At 71.3% G+C, this 20,130-nt stretch carries 19 protein-coding genes, 1 tRNA gene and 2 pseudogenes; 8 read left to right on the top strand and 14 right to left on the bottom strand.

Annotated features, from left to right (window positions below; translation table 11 throughout):
- Nucleotides 1-58: 58 nt before the first annotated feature.
- From AC2W7E_RS10185 to AC2W7E_RS10175, 3 genes are all read right to left on the bottom strand, one after another.
- The gene (locus AC2W7E_RS10185; protein WP_249520758.1) at nt 59-346 is read right to left on the bottom strand and encodes a WXG100 family type VII secretion target; all 288 of its coding nucleotides are present in this window, start codon (nt 344-346) and stop codon (nt 59-61) included.
- A 126-nt stretch (nt 347-472) separates the two neighbouring features.
- On the bottom strand, nt 473-2,164 hold the full coding sequence (locus AC2W7E_RS10180; protein WP_085606199.1) for a sensor histidine kinase: 1,692 nt from the start codon (nt 2,162-2,164) through the stop codon (nt 473-475).
- Nucleotides 2,165-2,225: 61 nt separating this feature from the next.
- Nucleotides 2,226-2,918, bottom strand: a complete 693-nt coding sequence (locus tag AC2W7E_RS10175) for a response regulator transcription factor (protein WP_025105529.1) — start codon at nt 2,916-2,918, stop codon at nt 2,226-2,228.
- Nucleotides 2,919-3,037: 119 nt separating this feature from the next.
- Between AC2W7E_RS10175 and AC2W7E_RS10170 the strand changes: the two genes are divergently transcribed.
- A complete protein-coding gene (locus tag AC2W7E_RS10170) occupies nt 3,038-4,045 on the top strand; it encodes a CPBP family intramembrane glutamic endopeptidase (protein ID WP_172400106.1) in 1,008 nt (335 codons plus the stop codon).
- Nucleotides 4,046-4,060: 15 nt separating this feature from the next.
- On the opposite strand, the gene AC2W7E_RS10165 is transcribed toward AC2W7E_RS10170, so the two are convergent.
- The 3 genes from AC2W7E_RS10165 to AC2W7E_RS10155 are packed head-to-tail and all read right to left on the bottom strand — an operon-like array spanning nt 4,061 to nt 7,727.
- Nucleotides 4,061-5,701 carry a DNA repair helicase XPB gene (locus tag AC2W7E_RS10165; RefSeq protein WP_025105530.1) on the bottom strand — a complete coding sequence of 547 codons (1,641 nt, stop codon included), beginning with the start codon at nt 5,699-5,701 and terminating at the stop codon, nt 4,061-4,063.
- A 36-nt stretch (nt 5,702-5,737) separates the two neighbouring features.
- Nucleotides 5,738-7,441, bottom strand: coding sequence for a helicase-associated domain-containing protein (locus AC2W7E_RS10160; protein ID WP_378872491.1), 1,704 nt, complete (start codon nt 7,439-7,441; stop codon nt 5,738-5,740).
- A gap of 10 nt (nt 7,442-7,451) precedes the next feature.
- Complete coding sequence (locus tag AC2W7E_RS10155) at nt 7,452-7,727, bottom strand: hypothetical protein (protein WP_025105532.1); 276 nt, start codon at nt 7,725-7,727, stop codon at nt 7,452-7,454.
- A gap of 116 nt (nt 7,728-7,843) precedes the next feature.
- Between AC2W7E_RS10155 and AC2W7E_RS10150 the strand changes: the two genes are divergently transcribed.
- The 3 genes and pseudogenes from AC2W7E_RS10150 (at nt 7,844) to AC2W7E_RS10140 (ending at nt 8,821) form a co-directional block, all read left to right on the top strand.
- Entirely contained in the window at nt 7,844-8,224 is a 381-nt protein-coding gene (locus AC2W7E_RS10150) for a cold-shock protein (RefSeq protein ID WP_025105533.1), read from the top strand.
- Nucleotides 8,208-8,627 (top strand): annotated as a pseudogene (locus AC2W7E_RS10145) (DUF3027 domain-containing protein); the annotation flags it as partial. The gene AC2W7E_RS10150 and the pseudogene AC2W7E_RS10145, both read left to right, overlap by 17 nt.
- Nucleotides 8,628-8,680: 53 nt before the next feature.
- A complete protein-coding gene (locus AC2W7E_RS10140; protein ID WP_485989050.1) occupies nt 8,681-8,821 on the top strand; it encodes a hypothetical protein in 141 nt (46 codons plus the stop codon).
- A gap of 9 nt (nt 8,822-8,830) precedes the next feature.
- Here AC2W7E_RS10140 and serC read toward each other — a convergent pair whose 3' ends face one another.
- Entirely contained in the window at nt 8,831-9,943 is a 1,113-nt protein-coding gene (serC, locus tag AC2W7E_RS10135; RefSeq protein ID WP_025105535.1) for a phosphoserine transaminase, read from the bottom strand.
- Nucleotides 9,944-10,044: 101 nt separating this feature from the next.
- Between serC and AC2W7E_RS10130 the strand changes: the two genes are divergently transcribed.
- The 4 genes from AC2W7E_RS10130 (at nt 10,045) to AC2W7E_RS10115 (ending at nt 12,737) form a co-directional block, all read left to right on the top strand.
- The gene (locus AC2W7E_RS10130) at nt 10,045-10,746 is read left to right on the top strand and encodes an iron-dependent transcriptional repressor DtxR (RefSeq protein ID WP_025105536.1); all 702 of its coding nucleotides are present in this window, start codon (nt 10,045-10,047) and stop codon (nt 10,744-10,746) included.
- Between the two features lie 344 nt (nt 10,747-11,090).
- Entirely contained in the window at nt 11,091-11,810 is a 720-nt protein-coding gene (locus AC2W7E_RS10125) for a M23 family metallopeptidase (RefSeq protein ID WP_231729484.1), read from the top strand.
- A gap of 307 nt (nt 11,811-12,117) precedes the next feature.
- Nucleotides 12,118-12,615, top strand: coding sequence for an HNH endonuclease (locus AC2W7E_RS10120; RefSeq protein WP_025105538.1), 498 nt, complete (start codon nt 12,118-12,120; stop codon nt 12,613-12,615).
- Between the two features lie 48 nt (nt 12,616-12,663).
- A tRNA-Arg gene (locus AC2W7E_RS10115) sits at nt 12,664-12,737 on the top strand.
- A gap of 18 nt (nt 12,738-12,755) precedes the next feature.
- On the opposite strand, the gene AC2W7E_RS10110 is transcribed toward AC2W7E_RS10115, so the two are convergent.
- From AC2W7E_RS10110 to AC2W7E_RS10080, 7 genes and pseudogenes are all read right to left on the bottom strand, one after another.
- Complete coding sequence (locus AC2W7E_RS10110; RefSeq protein WP_378872501.1) at nt 12,756-14,942, bottom strand: MMPL family transporter; 2,187 nt, start codon at nt 14,940-14,942, stop codon at nt 12,756-12,758.
- Nucleotides 14,943-14,986: 44 nt separating this feature from the next.
- Nucleotides 14,987-15,880 (bottom strand): prenyltransferase, encoded by an 894-nt coding sequence (locus AC2W7E_RS10105; protein ID WP_378872504.1) that lies wholly within the window; start codon nt 15,878-15,880, stop codon nt 14,987-14,989.
- On the bottom strand, nt 15,877-16,212 hold the full coding sequence (locus tag AC2W7E_RS10100; RefSeq protein ID WP_378872507.1) for a lycopene cyclase domain-containing protein: 336 nt from the start codon (nt 16,210-16,212) through the stop codon (nt 15,877-15,879). Before AC2W7E_RS10100 ends, AC2W7E_RS10105 begins: the two co-directional genes overlap by 4 nt.
- Nucleotides 16,209-16,556, bottom strand: a complete 348-nt coding sequence (locus AC2W7E_RS10095; RefSeq protein ID WP_378872822.1) for a lycopene cyclase domain-containing protein — start codon at nt 16,554-16,556, stop codon at nt 16,209-16,211. Before AC2W7E_RS10095 ends, AC2W7E_RS10100 begins: the two co-directional genes overlap by 4 nt.
- Nucleotides 16,556-18,146: pseudogene (crtI, locus tag AC2W7E_RS10090) on the bottom strand (phytoene desaturase family protein). The gene AC2W7E_RS10095 and the pseudogene crtI overlap by 1 nt, the downstream one beginning before the upstream one ends.
- Entirely contained in the window at nt 18,143-19,051 is a 909-nt protein-coding gene (locus AC2W7E_RS10085; RefSeq protein WP_085606180.1) for a phytoene/squalene synthase family protein, read from the bottom strand. The pseudogene crtI and the gene AC2W7E_RS10085 overlap by 4 nt, the downstream one beginning before the upstream one ends.
- A complete protein-coding gene (locus AC2W7E_RS10080; protein WP_378872514.1) occupies nt 19,048-20,130 on the bottom strand; it encodes a polyprenyl synthetase family protein in 1,083 nt (360 codons plus the stop codon). The genes AC2W7E_RS10085 and AC2W7E_RS10080 overlap by 4 nt, the downstream gene beginning before the upstream one ends.

Below are 20,130 nucleotides of genomic sequence, written 5' to 3'. Positions count from 1 at the left end.
CAGAGACCCCGTCTCACACAGAAAGCCCCCGGCTCCGGCCGGGGGCTTTCTGCGTCCCTCAGCGGAAGAGGCTCGCCGAGTACTGATCCGCTTCGGCGTACTGGGTGGCCACGGCGCCGAGCGATGTGCCGATACCGTCCAGGACGAGCTCGACGTGCTGCTGGGCGCCCTGCCACTCCTCGGCGCAGCTCTGGAAGGCGGCCGAGGCCGTGCCGAGCCACGCGGTCTGCAGTTGCCGGAGCTGAGACATGAGCGTGGCGGATTCGGCGCGCAGGCGCTCGATGGTGGCGCGGGTCGCGGCTTCTGCCGCGTGGACGGCGTCGGTGTCGACGGTGAAGACGGTCATGGGATCTCCCTTCGAGGAAGCTCCGACGGTACGGGGGCTGCAGCGCCGTCGGAGAGGCGAGACCGCGTCCGGTCCGGAAGCCGGGAGAAGGGACGCGCCGCGAGAGATCTGTGCAGGAACGAGTGCCTACGGGAGGTCGTCGAGCCGCTCCAGCGGCTGAGTGTCCTCGAGGAGATGCTCCGGGGTCGAGCGCGCGGGGGCGAGCGGGAGCGTGACGGTGAAGGTGGCGCCGCCTCCCGGGCTCTCCGACACCGCGATGTCGCCGTTGAGCGCCTTGAGGATGGAGGCGACGATCGCCAGCCCCAGGCCGGAGCCGCCGGTCTCCCGCGCGCGGGAGGTGTCGGCTCGCCAGAACCGCTCGAAGATCTGCTCCCGGATCTGCGGCGGGACACCCTCGCCGTGGTCGACGATCGAGATGCTCGCGGTGCCCGCCGTGCGGTCGGAGTCCACGACGATCTCGATCGGGCTGTCCTCGGGGGAGAAGCGGCGGGCGTTGCCCAGGAGGTTCGTGACGACCTGACGGACCTTGTTCTCCTCGCCGAGCACGATCGGCGGTGTACGCACCGGGATGTCGGCGACCTCGGTGAAGTCGATGGCCGGCGGCTGCTCCTGCGGCCGCGCGCGGCGACGAAGGCGCGACAGGGTGGCACGGGGGCGCGGCTTCGGCGCGGGCTCCGGGGCGATGGGCACCACCGGGGTGCGGATGGGTGTGGTCGGGACGTTCTCGAGCGTGCGGTCGATCACGGAGATCGTGCGGCCCGGAGCTGCGGCCCGCACGTCGAGGGCGGCATCGCGCGCGATGGGGCGGAGATCGAGCGGGACGATCTGCGGCTCGCGCTCCTCGTCGAGTCGGGCGAGCGCGAGGAGGTCCTCCACGAGGACGCCCATGCGGATCGCCTCCTTCTCGATGCGCTCCATCGCCCTGGCGGTGTCCTCCTCGCCCTTGATCGCGCCCATGCGATACAGCTCGGCATAGCCGCGGACGCTGACGAGCGGAGTGCGCAGCTCGTGACTGGCGTCGCCGATGAAGCGTCGCATGTGCTGCACGGTGCGATCGCGCTGGGCCAGGGAGCGATCCACCCGATCGAGCATCGTGTTGATGGCCGCGTTCAGGCGCCCGACCTCGGTGGTCGGCTCCAGGTCGGTGAGCCGCTGCCGGAAGTCGCCGGCGGCGATCGACATGGCGGTCTGCTCGACCTGCCCGAGCCGGCGGAACGTCAGCGTCACGAGTCCGCGGGTGAGCAGAGCCGCGACGAGGATCGTGATGAGGGCGATGGTGATGTAGATCCCGAAGTACTGGCTGATGATGCGGTCGGCCTCGGCGAGGGGGAGCGCCACCATCTGGATGCTCAGCGGGTCGCCCTCCTGCTGCACGACGGCCGCGGCGGCGTGGTAGACCCGGCCGTCCGTGTCCTCGAGGGCGAGCACCTGATCCTCGTTCGCCTGGGCGTCCGACAGGGAGTACTCCGCGGGGAAGACCGGGGCACGACCGGAGGCGCTGGGGGCCGTCGCACGCAGGGCGCCCTCCGCATCGTAGATCGCGAAGGAGAAGTCGCGGGGCTTCTCGTCCCGCGGGGTGTACGTGGTCACGCCGTCGATGGTCGTGGTGTCGAAGTACCGGTCGACGAGGTCGCTGGTCACCAGTGCCGGAAGCTGCGCGTTGATGTTCTCGACCAGGGCGTTCCGCAGCAGCGGCACCGTCCCGATCCCGGCGACGAGGAGACCGAGGGCGAGCACGGCGACCGTGACGCCGGTGACCTTGGCACGGAGGCTGATGCGCCGCCACCAGGCGGTGACCGCATCCGGCTTGTGCGCCATGCGGTCCTCCCTCGTGCGGCGGCGATGCCGTCCGGGGACGGCGGGTGCGGGCTCGACGGTCTCAGACCGTCTTGCCCACCTTGAGCATGTACCCGAAGCCGCGCTTCGTCTGGATCAGCGACTCCTCCGTGTGCGGATCGATCTTGCGACGCAGGTACGAGATGTAGCTCTCGACGATGCCGGCGTCGCCGTTGAAGTCGTACTCCCAGACGTGGTCGAGGATCTGCGCCTTCGACAGCACCCGGTTCGGGTTCAGCATGAGGTAGCGGAGGAGCTTGAACTCGGTCGGGCTCAGGTCGATCGGCTCCTTGCCGACGTGCACGTCGTGCGTGTCCTGGTCCATGGAGAGCTCGCCGGCGCGGATGATCGACTCCTCGTCGGCCTGCATCGTGCGGCGGAGGATGGCCTGGGCCCTGGCGACGATCTCGTCCAGGCTGAACGGCTTGGTGACGTAGTCGTCGCCGCCGGCGTTCAGGCCCTCGATCTTGTCCTCCGTGCCGTCCTTGGCCGTGAGGAAGAGGATGGGGGCGGTGAATCCGGCGCCGCGGAGGCGCTTGGTCACGCTGAACCCGTTCATGTCGGGGAGCATGACGTCGAGGATGATGAGGTCCGGCTCCTCCTCGAGGACGGCGGAGATCGTGGCGGCGCCGTTGGCCACCGTCTTCACCTGGAACCCGGCGAAGCTGAGACCCGTGGAGAGCAGGTCGCGGATGTTGGGCTCGTCGTCGACGACCAGGATGCGCGCAGCAGTCATGACCCCATTATGGTGACTTCGGCCATGCGCGGGCTGATTATCCTGCGGAACGGCGTGGATGCGGTCGATCCGTCGGCGGGTGGATGTGCCGCACAGGCGGCCCGGGGGAGGATCGAGGCATGAGTTCGATCGAGGACGCCACCGCCGCCCCCGTCACCCCGTCCGCGCCGTCCCCGGAGGTGTCCGAGCGCGGGCTCGAGTACCACCGTCTGGCGCTCCTCCGCCCGCGCCCCCGGTGGTGGAAGCCGCTGCTCACCGGCCTCCTCGGCATCGCGTTCTACCTCGCGATCCTCGTGCTCGTCGTCGTGCCGCTCGTGGTCGTGTCGGCCCTGGTGCCCGGGTGGGGCGCCGAGCTGCAGATGCTGTTCCGGACCACCGCGTACTTCCAGCTGGACCGTCCGTGGCTCCTCGTGGCGCTCGTGCTCCCGCTCATCCTCATGATCCCCGCCCTGCTCCTCGCCTCGCGGGTCGTTCAAGGGCGAGGCGTCGGGCTCCTGTCGTCGGTCACCGGGCGGCTGCGGATGGACTGGCTCGGTCGGACCCTCGGGCTGGCGTCCGCGGTGTTCGTCGTCTACTTCGCCGTGGTGCTCGGCTGGTCGGCGGCCCTCGGCGATGCGGTGACACCGGACTTCTCCCACCCCGGGCTCCTGCTCATGGTGGTGCTCCTGCTCGTGCTGATCCCGTTCCAGGCCGCCGCGGAGGAGTACGTCTTCCGCGGCTATCTCATGCAGCTCGTCGGGACCTGGCTCCGGCACCCCGCCTTCGCGATCCTGCTGCCGGTGCCGCTGTTCGTGCTGGGGCACGGCTACGACGTGTGGGGTGCGGCGAGCGTCGGCCTCTTCGCAGTCGTCGCCGCCTGGCTCACGTGGCGGACGGGCGGGCTGGAGGCGGCGATCGCGCTGCACATCGTGAACAACCTGATGATCTTCCTGCTCGGCTCCGTCGCCGTGGTCGATGCGAACGCCACCTCGGGGTCGCCGGTGGATCTCCTCGGCTCGGCCGCGGCGATGCTCGTCTTCGCCGTCGTCGCAGACCGCTGGGCGCGCCGGAGAGGGATCACCCGGACCGCGTCGCCCGCCGCCGTCGCCCGCGGGACGCATCTTCTCCCGGGGAGGATGCACGGCTGAGCGCCGCGATCCTGTTCAGGCGGCGATCGCCTCGGCGTCCATGATCGTGTAGCTGTACCCCTGCTCCGCGAGGAACCGCTGCCGGTTCTGCGCGTAGTCCTGGTCGATCGTGTCGCGGGCCACGAGCGTGTAGAAGCTCGCCGTGTGGCCGGACTGCTTGGGGCGGAGGAGTCGCCCGAGCCGCTGGGCCTCCTCCTGCCGGGAGCCGAACGAGCCGGACACCTGGATGGCGACCGACGCCTCGGGGAGGTCGATGGAGAAGTTCGCGACCTTCGACACCACGAGCAGCGAGATGTCGCCCTCCCGGAACGCCCGGTACAGCTCCTCGCGCTCCTCGACCGGGGTGGATCCGGTGATCTGCGGGGCGTCGAGCGCCTGCGAGAGCGCGTCGAGCTGGTCGAGGTACTGACCGATGACCAGGATCTGCTCGCCCTGGTGGGCCGCGATCAGCTCGCGCACCGCATCGATCTTCGCCGGTGCGGAGGCCGCGAGCCGGTAGCGCTCGTCGTCGGTCGCCGCCGCGTACTCCAGGCGGTCCGCCGGGGGGAGGTCGACCCGCACCTCGAAGCAGGCGGCGGGGGAGATGAACCCCTGCGCCTCGATCTGCTTCCAGGGGGCATCGAAGCGCTTGGGGCCGATGAGACTGAACACGTCGCCCTCGCGGCCGTCCTCGCGGACCAGGGTCGCGGTGAGGCCGATCCGGCGCCGCGCCTGCAGGTCGGCGGTGAGCTTGAACACCGGGGCGGGCAGCAGGTGCACCTCGTCGTACACGATGAGGCCCCAGTCCAGGGCGTCGAGGAGCGCGAGGTGCGCGTACTCGCCCTTCCGCTTCGCCGTGAGGATCTGGTACGTCGCGATCGTGACGGGCTTGACCTCCTTGGCCTGCCCGGAGTACTCGCCGATCTCCTCGGGCGTGAGGCTGGTGCGCTTGAGCAGCTCGTCCCGCCACTGCCGTGCGGACACGGTGTTCGTCACGAGGATGAGCGTCGTGGTCTTCGTGGCGGCCATGGCCCCCGCGCCGACGATGGTCTTTCCCGCCCCGCAGGGGAGGACCACCACGCCGGAGCCGTCCTTGGAGAAGGCATCGACCGCGTCCTGCTGGTACGGGCGGATGGTCCATCCGTCCTCGGCCAGCTCGATCTCGTGGGGCGTGCCGGGTGTGTAGCCGGCCAGGTCTTCGGCCGGCCAGCCGATCTTCAGCAGCTCCTGCTTGATCTGGCCGCGGGCCCATGCGTCGACGACGAAGGTCTCCGGCGTGGGGTGCCCGATGAGCAGCGGCTGGATGCGCTTGTTGTTCGCGACCTGGGCCAGCACGGCGGGGTCGGTCGAACGCAGGATGAGCACGCCCTCGTCGTCGCGCTCGATGACCAGGCGCCCGTACCGGTTGACCGTCTCACGCAGGTCGACCGCGACGGAGGGCGGCACCGGGAAGCGCGACCAGCGGTCGAGCGTCTCCAGCATGTCGTCGGCGGTGTGCCCGGCCGCGCGGGCGTTCCACAGACCCAGGCGCGTGATGCGGTAGGTGTGGATGTGCTCGGGGGCGCGCTCCAGCTCGGCGAAGATCGCGAGCTCGTGACGGGCGCTCTCGGCGTCGGCGTGGGCGACCTCGAGGAGCACGGTGCGGTCGCTCTGGACGATCAGGGGGCCATCAGACATAGCTGACCAGTCTACCGGCCCCTGGCCGCACGGGGCCTAGGTCGGGACGACGGTCGCGGCGCGGATGCTCGACACCGGCAGGGTGCGCTCGACATCGGCCGCCCTGTCCCTGCCGCGCAGCCGACCACCACCGATCCCGGTGGCTTCGAGGAGGAGATCCCTGGTGGATCCGTCCGGCATGCCGACCGTCACCCGCAGCACGGCCTTCGCGCGCACCGCCGCCTCCAGCTCCCTGTCCAGCCACGCGGCGTCCGCGTCGGGGCCCTGGTGCTCGCGCAGCCGGGCGATCAGCGGTCCGTAGTCGGGGGCGGGAGCGTGGTCGGGAACGGCGGCCGGATGGCGCGTGCGCACCGCGACGGTCCCGTCGCGATCGACGAGGGTCGCCGGATACCGGGCATCCGTCAGCGCCCAGTACACCGTGTCCTGCCCGACCTTGGTGGTCAGCGAGCCGACGTGCGCGGTGAGTCCGAGAGGGCGGAGCGACTGGTCGACCGCCATGGCCTCGAGGAGGTGCGCGTCCGTGCTCTCCACCCGGGTGCGCCCCGTCTCGTCGTCCACGGAGACCCGCACGAGTCCGTGGCGCTGGCCGGTCTGCGCGACGAGGTAGCCGAGGGGCTGGGGGATGCCCGTGAGCGAGAGGCCGCCGAGGAACTCCAGGATCGAGGCCTCGTCCTCTCCCGCGGCGAAGGCGTGCGCCACCGACTCCGCGGTGAACCGGTACGACGAGGCCTGGGAGGCCGACTCCCGGCGGGCCATGGTGCGCAGGCGCACGTCCAGCGCGGGCTGCAGAGGACCGGGGGCGATCGCGGTGAGGTCGTTCTGGAGGAAGATCCGGTCCACCTCTGCGGGCAGGAGCGCGGCGAGGGCGGAGGGGTCAGCCGCCGCGCCGCGCCGCAGGGCCTCGGACCAGGCGGGTTCGGAGCCGTCCTCCGCGACGAGACCGAGGAGCCGGGCGCCTTCGAGCTGCCGCGCCGCGTCTTCCGGCCAGGCCGGGTCCCAGGGGTGGGCGCGGTGCCACTGCGTGAGCGGGAGCCACCCTCCCGGCTCCGTGCGCACACCGCGGGGCAGCGCGTCGCGGAAGGCCGTGGCCAGCACGCTCCAGCGTGCGATCGCGGGGGAGCGCAACCACTCCTCCGCGGCGGCCGTCGTGCGCAGCAGTCGATCGCTCGGCGTCGCGAGCCCGGCGCGGACGGCGAGGGTCACCAGAGGATCGACGCTCTCGACGGGGAGGCCGGCGTCGGCGAGCTGGCGTTTCTGCCCCGCGCTCACGGCGCCGCCCATGAGCAGCGCGAAGGGCTGATCCCTGGCGAGGAGGAGGATGTCGGCCACCGCGCCGACGGTGGTGAAGGCGCGTTCGGCGGCGTGTGCGGCCACGGACTCCGTGGAGGCCGGCGCCGCCGTGTCGTCCGGCACCGCGGGGCGGGTCTTCCCGGCGACCGCCTCTGCCACCGGCGGGTGCGGGGTGCCGTCGGGGCGGAGGAGGGCGAGGGCGATCAGGCGCTCCCGCTCGGCGCCGACGACGCTCCCGGAGGCGGCATCGAGAAGCGCCGTGGCCTCGGCGGCGGTCAGAGCGGGCAGCACGCGGGCGATCGAGGACGGCTCCAGCAGCGCCTCCGCGGCGTCGAAGAAGTCCTGCCATCCGGCATCCGGACGGACGCCCCGTGCGCTCAGCAGCGCCGTCAGCTCGTCATCGCTCGCCGCAGCCAGGTGATCGGCCAGCGGGCGTGCGTGCGTGCTCATCGGTGCGGCCTCACCGACGCGACTCTGCGCGGCCCTTCCGCACGAAGCTCATCACCAGCAGCACGATGATCATGACGAATGCGAGCGGCAGACCCCAGTAGGGGATCGCGGCTATCACGGGCCACAGTCCCTCGCCGAAGGCCGCCCGGTCCATGCCCAGCGCCGTGCCGATGATGATGACGAAGAAGCAGATCACCGCCGCCGCGGCGATGCCGAGCGCGGTGAACGCCAGGATGCGGTCGATCCGACGGATGGGGACCTCCGGTCCACGGCTCTGCGTACTCATCCGCCCCAGCCTACTCGCACGCCGGGAAGCCGCTCCGTTCCGCCCGTGACCGGTAGGCTGGGGGCACGCGCACGAGCGCGTCCCGTTCTGCATTTCGATCCCAGCGAGGTTCTCCCATGCCCACCGGCAAGGTCAGGTTCTACGACGAAGACAAGGGTTTCGGCTTCATCGCCAGCGATGACGGCCAGGACGTCTTCCTGCACGCCTCCGCGATGCCCGCCGGCACCGCGGTGAAGGCGGGTGCGCGCGTGGAGTTCGGCGTGGCCGACGGCAAGCGCGGCCTCCAGGCGCTGTCGGTGCGCGTGCTCGAAGCGCCGCCCAGCCTGGCGAAGGCCAAGCGCAAGCCCGCCGACGACATGGCCATCATCATCGAGGATCTCGTGAAGCTCCTCGACGGCATCGGCGGCGATCTGCGCCGCGGCCGCTACCCCTCCTCCAGCCACGGTCGCAAGATCGCGGCCGTCCTGCGCAAGGTCGCCGATGACCTCGAAGCCTGACGCCGACGCGCGTCTCGTCGAGGCGCACGACCTCGCGCTCTCCGCTCTGCGCGAGATCACGCCTGCCGCCACGATCGGGCCGGCCGCCGGGTTCATCCCGGAGGAGGACGGATCCGTCTCCCTCCGCTTCGAGAACCGGCTCCCCGGCTACCCCGGCTGGTACTGGACCGTGACGGTCGCCCGCGTGGACGACGAGGAGCCCACCGTCCTCGAGGTCGAGCTGCTCCCCGGCGACGGCGCGCTGCTCGCTCCGGAATGGGTGCCGTGGGCGGAGCGCCTGGCCGAGTACCGCGCGCACCAGGCCGAGCTGGCCGAGGCGGCCGCGGCGCCGGCGGAGACGACGAGGCCGACCCGGACGACGAGGACGCCGACGGCGAGCTCGACGACGACGGCATCGACGATGACGAGCTCGACGAGGACGGCTCCGACATCCTGCACGCCGGCGACCTCGACGGAGTGGACATCGATGAGCTCGACGACTCCGAGGACGACGCGTCCGAGGAGGACGGCGAGGCCGAGGACGACGACGAGGCAGACGGCTCCGAGGACGACGACGCCGACGCCCGCGATGCGGACGCCGGCGACGAAGCGGAGTGAGCCGGGCGGTCAGCCGCCGAGGTTCTCCTGCACGAAGTCGATGGCACGGATGAGCTGACGCACGTCGTCCGGCTCGATCGAGACGAAGGTCGCCACCCGCAGCTGGTTGCGGCCGAGCTTGCGGTACGGCTCGGTGTCGACGATGCCGTTCGCGCGCAGCGCCTTCGCGATCGCCGCGGCGTCGACGCTGTCGTCGAAGTCGATGGTCGCGACGACGGGCGAGCGGTGCGCCGGATCGCTGACGAAGGGCGTCGCCACGGCGGAGGCCTCGGCCCAGTCGTACAGCACCGACGAGGATTCGGCCGTGCGTGCCGCGGCCCAGCCGAGTCCGCCGTTGTCGAGGATCCACCGGAGCTGGTCGTCCAGGAGCAGCAGCGTCGTGAGGGCGGGGGTGTTGAGCGTCTGGTTGAGCCGGGAGTTGTCCACCGCCTGCTTCAGGCTCAGGAACTCCGGGATGTACCGCCCCGAGGCGGCGATCCGCTCGATGCGGTCGATCGCGGCGGGGGAGACCGCGGCGAACCAGAGTCCGCCGTCGGAGCCGAGGTTCTTCTGCGGGGCGAAGTAGTAGACGTCGGCCTGCGCCATGTCGAGGTCGATGCCGCCCGCGGCGCTCGTCGCGTCGATCACCGTGAGCGCCCCTTCCGCGTGGACGCGCTCGATCGGCGCGGCCACGCCGGTGGAGGTCTCGTTGTGCGGCCAGGCGTACACGTCCACACCCTCGACGAGCTCGGCGGCGCTGCGCGACCCGGGCTCGGCGGAGCGGACGTCGGGAGCCTCGAGCCAGGGAGCGGCGGCGGCCTTGGCGAACTTGCCTCCGAACTCGCCGAACACGAGGTTCTGGCTGCGGCGCTCGATGAGGCCGAAGGCGGCGGCGTCCCAGAACGCGGTCGACCCGCCGTTGCCCAGGATGATCTCGTAGCCCTCGGGCAGGCGGAAGAGCGCGGCGAGCTGCTCGCGGACGCTGCCGACGAGGTTCTTCACGGGCGCCTGGCGATGCGAGGTCCCCAGGATCGAGGCACCCGTCGTGACGAGCGACTCGAGCTGCGCACCGCGCACCTTCGAGGGGCCGCAGCCGAAGCGGCCGTCAGTGGGCAGGAGGTCACGGGGAATCTCGATCGCCATGGCTAGATTCTAGGGGGATCGCGCCACCGTTCCTCCCGCCTGCGCCCCGTCCGATGTCGCCGGAGGAATGTAGGCTTGCCTAAGAACTTTCGGAGGGCCACATGACGGATCTGATCGACACCACGGAGATGTATCTCCGCACCATCCTCGAGCTCGAGGAGGAGAACATCGTGCCGCTGCGGGCGCGCATCTCGGAGCGCCTCGGCCACTCCGGTCCCACCGTCTCGCAGACCGTCGGACGCATGGAGCGCGACGGCCTCGTCGTGGTGTCCGAAGACCGCACGCTCGAGCTCACCGACGCCGGACGCCGCAAGGCCGTCGACGTCATGCGCAAGCACCGCCTCGCCGAGCGCCTGCTGTCCGACGTGATCGGGCTGGACTGGGCGTTCGTCCACGAGGAGGCCTGTCGCTGGGAGCACGTGATGAGCGAGCAGGTCGAGCGCCGTCTCGTCGAGCTCCTCGGTCACCCCACCGAGTCGCCGTACGGCAACCCGATCCCCGGACTCGACCAGCTCGGCGACCTTCCCGCCCGCACCTTCGACGAGGGCGTCATCGGCCTCGTGCAGCGGCTGAACGCCGCGGGCGAGCCGGTCGAGGGGACGGTCCGCCGTCTCGCCGAGCCGGCCCAGGTCGACCCCGAGCTCCTGGAGCAGCTGCGTGACGCGGGCGTCGTCCCTGGCGCGCGCGGAGACTTCCGCTTCAACGAGGGCTATGTGCTCATCCAGATGGACGGCAAGGAGGAGGGTCTGGAGCTCCCCGTCGAGCTCGCCTCGCACATCTTCCTCGTCGGCGAGCCCGCCTGATCGGCTCACCGAGGATTGTCAGTTTCCCAGGGTGACATGATCGTTATCTTCCGGTAACCTCGGTCAGGTCCTCAGCGAAGAAGCCCGCTGGGGGCGAACCGCGAAGATCCGCCTTCCGGCTCGTCGTCTTCCCGAGAGGGATGCGCTCGAACCCGAGCAGTGCATCCCTGCCCTGGGGCAGAGAGTGTCGACGAGCCAGCGCCACCCGAGGTGCGAGGGCTCAGGAGGACCACGTTTTGGCCGCAGACATCGAACCGACCGCGAAGACATCTGAAGACCGAGTACCCGCCCGACGCTCCGGCGCCCGGGTCGGCGTTCGGAAGATCGCAGCCCCTCTCCGGTCGGTGGCGATCTTCGGTGCCGTCGGCGCCCTCGTCGCCGCCGTCGCGCTCCCCGCCTACGCGGCGTCGAAGCCGACGGATGCCACCGCGCAGACCGTCCAGCAGCTCGCCGCCGTCGACGCGCAGTCGCTGGTCGTCGCCTCGGAGGCCACGGCCGCCCCGCTCGTGCGCGGTGCCTTCAGCGCCACCACGCCCGAGGAGATCGAGAAGAAGAAGGCCGAAGAGGCCGCTGCCGCCGCCGCCCGCGCCGCAGCCGCCGCCGCGTCCGCCTCCACGCCCTCCTCCGGCACGTTCAACACCGCGGGGTACGCGCTCGTGGCTCCGGGCTCGGGCGAGGTCCGCTATCCGCTGCCCCTCGGCTCCTGGAATGTCAGCCGCACCGTGGGCGGCGGTCACAACGGCGCCGACATGCTCGCTCCGGCCGGCACCCCGATCTACGCCGCCGCCTCGGGCGTCGTGCGCGCCTCCGCCGAGAGCATCGGCGGCTACGGCGTCGCGGTCATGCTCGACAGCGTCGTGGGCGGTCAGCGCGTGCAGACCACGTACGGACACATGCTGTACGGGTCGCGCCAGGTGCAGGCCGGCCAGACGGTCGCTGCCGGTCAGCTGATCGGCTACGTGGGCAGCACCGGACGCTCGACCGCGAACCACCTCCACTTCGAGGTCTGGATCAACGGCGGCCTCGTCGAGCCGATGTCCTGGCTCTCCGTCAACGCCGGCTGAGCAGGACACGTTCTCGGTCATTCACCTCCCGTTTCGCCGCGGCCCCCGCGGGATGGGTTAGCCTGAACCCGTCGTCATACAGGCGGGAGAGGCTGATGGAGCGTACACCGAGCATCCGAACCATGGACGCTCTCGGTCGTCACGTCCTTCGGCATTGCCCGCAGGAATGCCGCGGTCCTGCCGCGCGCGAAAGGCGCCGTCTTTAGACGGCGCCTTTTCTCGTCCCTGCGAACACTCTTCCTCCTGCACGACGTCGTGTGAGTCGAGAGTGCCGGGAAGCCGTCCCGGCGGATCGAGAGGATGACGAATGCGCACACTGGTCCTGAATGCCGGATACGAGCCGCTGGCGATCGTGTCCTTCAAGAGAGCCCTCGTCCTGGTCATGAACGACAAGGCGACGGTCATCGAGCGCGTCGAGGACGACCCCGTCTGGGGCACCCACGGCGTCTACGACCGCCCGGCGGTGATCATCCTCTCCCGCTACGTGCGCGTCCCCACGAGCCGGCGCGTCCCGGTGACCCGCCGCGGCGTGCTGCGACGCGATGGTCATCGCTGCGGATACTGCGGCAAGGCGGCCGCGACGATCGACCACGTCCTGCCGCGCTCGCGTGGCGGCGCGGACTCCTGGGAGAACCTCGTCGCGTGCTGCCTGCGCTGCAACAACCTCAAGAGCAACCGCACCCCGCAGGAGATGCGGTGGCAGCTGCGGTTCACGCCGCGCCCCCCGCACGGCACGGCGTGGACGGTGCGCGGGGTGGAGCGCAGCGATCCTCGCTGGGAGCCCTACCTCGCCCTCGCCGCCTGACGGACGGCGCGAGGGCGCGCAGCCCTGGTCCCGTAGACTGGGCTGCGCGCCCTCGTAGCTCAGCAGGATAGAGCAGCCCTCTCCTAAAGGGCAGGTCGCAGGTTCGAATCCTGTCGAGGGCACTCCCGCTTCCGCACGCGTCAGGGCCGGCCGCGCCGCCACAGCTTCGACGGCCACCAGATGGCCTTGCCGATGTCGTAGGCCAGGGCCGGGACGAGCAGCGAGCGCACCACGAAAGTGTCAAGCAGCACTCCGAACGCGACGATGAACGCGAGCTGCACGAGGAAGAGGATCGGGATCACCGACAGCGCCGCGAAGGTCGCCGCCAGGACGAGGCCCGCGGAGGTGATGACGCCGCCGGTGATGGAGAGCCCGCGGAGGATGCCCTCCCTCGTCCCGTGCTGCTTCGACTCCTCCCGCACCCGCGTCATGAGGAAGATGTTGTAGTCGATGCCCAGGGCGACGAGGAAGACGAAGCCGTAGAGCGGGACGGCGGGGTCGGCGCCGGGGAAGTGGAAGACGCCGTTGAACACGAGCGCCGAGACGCCCATGGCGGTGCCGAAGGACAGCACCGTCGTCAGGATCAGCAGCACCGGCGCGAGGATCGAGCGCAGCAGCAGCATGAGGATGATCATGATCACGACGAGGATCACCGGGATGATGAGGTTGCGGTCGTGGATGGACGCGTCGTTCGTGTCGATCGAGGTGGCCGTCACCCCGCCCACCACGGCTCCGAGGTCGTCGAGCTCTCCCCGCAGCTCGCGCACGGTGGAGGCCGCGGCGGCGGAGTCGGCAGCGTCCGTCAGGGTCCCCTGCAGGAGCACCTGACCGTCGACCGTCGTGGGCTCCGGAGCGGGGGTCCCCGGAGGGCCGACGGCCGTGATCCCGTCCGCCGTCACCGGAGCGGACCCGCTCGGGGAATCGGCTGCGGTGACGGTCACCCCGTCGATCCCGTCGCTCGCGAGGAGCACGTCGGCGGCGTCCTGCAGGCGGTCCTCGGCCACGATCACGGAGACCGGGCTCCCCGAGCCGCCGGGGAAGTGCTCGCCGAGCGCGACCTGACCGTCGCGCGCCTCCGAGGCCCCGAGGACGAGGTCGGACTGCGGCACCCCCTGAGCGTCCAGCTGGGTGACCCCTGCCGCGCCGGCGAGGAGGACGAGCGTGGTCGCGATCCAGATCACGCGGGGACGCTTCTTGATGAGGCCGGACAGTCGCGCCCACAGCCCGGTGGTGCGCATGCCGTGCTCCTCGGCCACGACCTCGGGCTCGAAGCGGGGACGCCGCGGCCAGAAGACCGCGCGCCCGAACAGCAGCAGCAGCGAGGGCAGGAGCGTGAGCGCGGACAGCATCGCGAACACGATGCCGATCGCCGCGACCGGGCCGAGGGTGCTGTTCGACTTCAGGTCGCTGAGCAGCAGGCACAGGAGCCCCGCGATCACGGTGCCCCCGGACGCGACGATCGGCTCGACCGACCCCTTCCACGCGGCGAGGAGCGCGACGCCCTTGTCCTGCGCGACCCGCAGCTCCTCCCGGAACCGCGCGACGAACAGCAGCGCGTAGTCGGTGGCGGCGCCGATCACGAGGATGAAGAGGATGCCCTGGGTCTGCCCGCTGAGCAGCAGGATCTCCCACTTCGCCAGCCACCACACGACGAGGAGCGCGACGCACAGGGCGAACAGGCTCGTGGAGAGCACGACGAGCGGCAGCAGGAACGAGCGGTAGACGAGGACGAGGATCACGAGCACGGCGAGCAGGGCGACGCCGAGGAGGAGGCCGTCGATGCCCGCGAAGCCGGCGGCGAGGTCGGCCGTGAAGCCCGCAGGACCGGTGATGTAGACCGTGATGTCGTCCGGCACCGCGGCGCGCAGCTGGTCGCCGAGAGCGGTGGTGGCATCGCTGAGCTCGGCGTCGCCGTCGATCGGGATGAAGGCCTGCACGGCTCGGCCGTCCTCGGACGGAAGCGCCGGGGAGACGTCGTCCGCGACGCCCTCCACGTCGGGCGCGTCGGCCACCGCGTCCGAGATCGCCTCGAGCTCGGACGGCGTCAGCTCCTCCTCCGAGGTGAACACCGCGATCGCCGGGATGGCGTCGCTGTCGGTGAACTCGCCGAGGAGCTGCTGCACGGTCGTGGCGTCCGCGGACTCCGGGAGGTAGGTGGTCTGGTCGTTCGACGACACCTCGTCGACCTTCCCGAACAGCGGACCGCCGAAGGACGCGCCCGCCAGCCACACCAGGATGAGGGCGACGGGCAGGAACACCCGCAGCCAGGAGTGGCGTCGGGTGCGCGCGCGGGTCGGCGGCGTCGGTGCGGGGGCGGGGCGGGACATCGGGGGTCCTTTCGGGAGCGGTGGCGGGGGAGGCGGCGCGGGGGTCAGGAGACCCAGGCGAGGATGAGGATCATCGTGGCGAGGAAGCCGGCGATGTAGTTCAGCGCGATGAACCGGCGCCAGGCGCGGTTCGTGCCGGCCGAGGTCTCGTCGCTGACGTTCCACCACGGCGCGGCGTTGACGATGTAGGGAAGCGCCAGCACGGCGGCGAGCGGTCCGGGCCAGGGGGTCAGCAGCATCGCGGCGCCGGCGATCGTCCAGAGCACGAGGGAGAGCCGGACGGTGGCCCTGGCGCCGATCACGGTCGCGATGGACGAGATGCCGCCCTCGCGATCGGGTCCGATGTCCTGCACGGCGCCGAAGGCATGGGCCGCCATGCCCCAGAGGAAGAAGGCGACGAGGACGAGGACGGTGGTCGTGGTGACGGGGGCTCCGGCGAGGGAGAGGCCCACGAGGGCGGGGCTGACGAAGTGGGTGCTCGAGGTAACGGAGTCCAGGAAGGGACGCTCCTTGAAGCGCAGCACCGGTGCCGAGTAGGCGAGGACCGCGAAGACGCTGACGGCGAGCCACAGCCAGGATGCCGGAGTGCCGACCGCGAACAGGTAGACGAGGAAGGGCACGTTCGTGACCGCCGCCGCCCACAGCGTCGCACGGTGGATCCGCGGGGACAGCAGGGCGCCCTCGATCCCGCCCTTGCGGGGGTTGGCCAGATCGGAGGCGTAGTCGAAGACGTCGTTGATGCCGTACATGGCGAGGTTGTACGGGATGAGGAAGTACAGCGTGCCGATCACGAACGTCGCGTCGATCTCCCTGGTGCTCAACAGGTAGGCGGCGGCGAAGGGGAAGGCGGTGTTGATCCAGCTGATCGGTCGGGAGGAGAGGACGATCTGGGCGATGTCGCGGCCGAGGCCTCCGGTGCGGGACGTCTGATCGGTCATGCCTGCTCCTCCGTCCGGGCGGCGCGTGTCCGGGAGCGGCGCCCGCGGAGGGCGGTCCACAGCGCGGGGAGCAGCAGCACCCCGGCCAGCGGGTAGGCGAAGTCCTCGATCGGGGCGAGCCCGATGTGCAGGCCGGCGAGCGGGCCGGGCGCGTAGTGGAAGAGACCGGTGGCGATCATGACGGTGTCGAACACGGCGGTCAGCACGAGGAGGGCGAGGGCGGTCAGCGCGAGGGCGCCGAGGTGCGGGGTACGGCGCGCGGCGACGCCGAGGGCGACCGCGGCGAGGACGGCGACGGCGAGGAACACCGCGGACAGCTGCAGGTAGGTCATCGCGCCGCTCCTTCCGCCTCGGAAGTGCCGCGGCGGCGCTCCAGGACGCGCACGCCGCCGCCGTAGAGCACCATCGTGCACACGACGAGGAAGACGAGGAAGATCGGCTCTTCGAGAGGGAGTTCGGGGGCCAGGACGATGCCCGTGGCGATCGCCGCCTCACCGCGGAAGAAGATCCCCGCCGCGATACCGGCCACATCCCACACGAGGAAGAAGGCGAGGCCGACGGCGGTGACGACGGCCGCCGCCACGGCATCGCGCCAGAAGAACAGGCGGAACCGCCAGTCCAGCAGCAGCATGCAGCCGAGGGAGACGAGCAGGGCGGCCAGGTAGATCGCGCCCATCATGCCCGCTCCGCGCTCGTCGGGCGTGGGGCCGGCTCCGGCAGCGGACCGGGGGAGTGGTCGCCCCGGATGCGCTTGAGCACGATCTCGGCGCTGATGAGGCACATCGGCACGCCCACACCGGGGGCGGTGGTCGCTCCGGCGTAGTACAGCCCCTGCACGCGCCGGGACGCGTTCTGCGCGCGGAACATCGCGCTCTGCGACAGGATGTGCGCGGGCCCGAGCATCCCGCCCCGCCAGGAGTGGTAGTCGTCGCGGAAGTCGGCCGGCCCCACGGTCTCCCGGACGACGATGCGCTCCCGCAGGTCGGGATCCCGCCCACGTCTCGATCAGGTCGATCGCGGCGTCCGCAGCCTTCTCGACAGCCGCGGAGCCGGCGCCGTCGCTTCCCCCGTGCCCGAGATCGACGTCGGCCGGCACCGGCACCAGCACGAAGAGGTTCTCGTACCCGTCCGGCGCGACCTCGGCGTCGGTGGCGCTGGGGCGGCAGACGTAGGTGGACGCCGGGCTGGGGACGGCAGGGGTGCGACCGAAGATCGCGTCGAAGTTCGCATCCCAGTCGTCGGTGAAGAAGAGCGAGTGATGGGGGAGCTCGGGCAGGGCGCCGCGGACGCCGAGCATCACGAGCACGCCGCCGGGCCCGCTCGTGCGCCGCGCCCACCAGGACTCCGGATAGGACTGCAGCGTCGGGGGCAGCAGCGCCGTCTCCGTGTGGTGCAGATCGGCGCCGGAGACCACGATGTCCGCGTCCTCCACGTGCTGGTGGCCGTCGCGGTCCGTCCAGCCGACCCCGGTCGCATGGGTCGCGCCGTCGGCATCCTGGGTGCGGATCCCGGTGACCTCCGCGCCGGTGACGATCCGGGCGCCGGCATCCTGGGCCAGCGCCGCCAATCGCTCGACGACGCGCCAGAAGCCGCCCTGCGGATACAGCACGCCCTGGTCGAGGTCGAGCGCGCTCATCAGGTGGTACATCGCCGGGGCCGTCCGGGGATCGGTGCCGAGGAAGACCGCGGGGTAGCCCAGGATCTGGCGCAGCACCGGGTTCCGGAAGCGGCGGGCGGCGAAGGCCTGGAGGCGCGTGCCGAGCAGCGAGAAGAGCCGAGGGAGCGCGCGCACCACCTCGGGCGCGGCCAGCGTCCTGGTCCGGGTGAACGGGTTGTAGAGGAAGTAGCTCCTTGCCATGGCGCCGGCGTCGTGGGCGGAGGTGAGGTAGGTGTCGAGCGCGGCGGCGGAGCCGGGTTCCATCGACTCGAACAGCGCCGAGACGGCGTCCCGTCCGGCGGGCACCGTCACCGGGGCGTCGCCGGACTCGGGGGAGCGGAAGACGCGGTACCCCGGGTCGAGCAGGGTCAGGTCGAGCTGCTCCTCGGTGCTCGTGCCCATCATCGCGAAGTAGTGGTCGAACACCTCGGGCATCAGGTACCACGAGGGGCCGGAGTCGAATCGGAAGCCGTCGCGCTCGATGGTGCCGGCCCGTCCGCCGACGCGGTCGTTCTTCTCCAGCACCACGACGTCATGGCCGTCGCGTGCGAGCAGCCCGGCCGTGGCCAGGCCGGCCACGCCCGCGCCGATGATGACGATGCGGCTCATCGGTCCCGCTCCATGCTCGTCACCACGACGGCCCGCGCGGCGAGCAGCGCCTTGATCGGATCCGGCACGCGGACCCGCCGGCGGTACAGCTCCGCGGCCGGCGTCCGCGCGACCTTCCGGGTCAGGGCCGCGAAGAGGGCGAGGGCGCTGCGCACCGCGGCACGGGCGTCCTTCGGGAGCAGCGGGATCGCAGCTCTCGCGTCGGCGAGCTGACGGTGGACGGTGTCGACCCAGGAGTCGCGGTCGGCATCGGTGAGACGAGCTGAGCCGCCGAGGTAGCCGCGCTGCAGGCGGTCGGTGTCGTCGGCCAGATCGCGGAGGAAGTTCACGTTCTGGAACGCGGCTCCCAGCCGCCGAGCCCCGCGCTCGAGGATCTCGAGCTCGGCCGGCGTCCGCGTGGCGTCGCGGAGGAAGACCCGCAGGCACATGAGTCCCACGACCTCCGCCGACCCGTAGACGTACGCGGCGTGCGCGTCGGCGTCGTAGGCCGTGAAGCCGGAGTCACCGGCGATGTCGGCGCGCATCGAGTCGAAGAACGGCCGGGTGAGGTCCTCGCCGATCCCGCACTCGCGCGCCGTCCGCGCGAACGCGTGCAGGATGAGGTCGCTGCTGTAGCCGGTCCGCATCGACCGATGGGTCTCCGCGATGTACGAGTCCAGGGCGGCCGCCTGGGCGCCCGCGTCGAGCCCGGCCTCGGCGGCGACGCCGTCGACGATCTCGTCCGCGATGCGCACCATGGCGTAGATGTTCCGGACGTGCTGACGATGACGTCGCCCGAGGAGGCGGGTGGCCAGGCCGAACGATGTCGAATAGGTGCGGATCACGTCGGAGGTCGCGATCTCGGCGGTGCGGCTGAAGCGGCGCAGCGCCGCGTCGTCGCGATGCTCGGCGGGGGTCGCGGTCATCGGCTGCGGCCCTCGATCCGGTCGGCGAGCGCGAGGACCACGCGTCCTGCATCGGCGGAGAGCGTGCCCGCCTCCTCCGCTTCCGCGAGCACCGTCGAGACGGCGGCGAGCTGCTCCTCCACGAGACCGCGGACGAAGCCCTCCGCGCCGCATTCGCGGAGGCGGTCGCGCATCTCCGCCGCGTCCTCGACGCTCAGGTCGGTGGCTCCGAACCGCAGCTCGATGCTGGGCCAGTGGCTGGTCATCCGCGCGTAGGCGATGATCGCGGTCTCCTTGCCCTCGCGGAGGTCGGAATAGGGGTCCTTGCCGTGCGTCTCCGGATCCCCGAACACGCACAGCAGGTCGTCCTGCAGCTGGTAGGCGAGGCCGAGGTGGCCGCCGATCTCGGTCAGCTGTTCCTCGGCTGCCGTCGACGCCCCCGACAGGATGGCCGCCGCGCGGAGGGGGAGGACGAACGAATAGGCGGCCGTCTTCGACGCGCTCGTGGCGAGGATGGTGCGGAGGTCGGCCGCGATGATGCCGTCGCTGAGGGCGACGTCCGAGTGCTCGCCGGCGACGGTCTCGAACACCGTCGTCTCGAGGAGGGCGAGGAGCCGCTCCCGTCGCGCGGCGGGGATGTCGGCGCGGGCGAACCCGAGCACGGCACTGGACAGGAGGAGGTCTCCGAGGAGGATGGCGCTCGACCGGCCCCAGTGCAGCGCCGCCTCGGCTCCGGCATCGGGACGACGGGAGACGAGGGAGCCGATGAGGTTGGGGCGGCGGCGGCGCGTGAGGTCGCCGTCGATCACGTCGTCGTGCAGGAGGAACGCGAAGTGCAGGAGCTCGACATGAGCGGCCACGTCGATCGCCCGGGCGGCGTCCTCCGCCGTGAGGGGAGCCGTGGTGAGCGCGGACAGGAGGTCCATGAGCATCCGCGGACGCAGGAGCTTCCCGCCGAGAGCGTGCTCGGCCGCGGTGTGCCACAGCGCGGCGAACTCCGCCCCGTAGTGCTCGGCGGCGACCGCGCGCTCGGCGAAGCGTCGTCGCAGCACCGCCTCGATGCGGGTGCCGAGGTCTTCCTCTGTCACTGTGACGGCCAT

It is taken from the genome of Microbacterium sp. CFSPD4_SD4 (assembly GCF_057364585.1).
The sequence above is the reverse complement of the archived record's forward strand: the minus strand, read 5'-3'. Positions and strand labels throughout refer to the sequence as shown.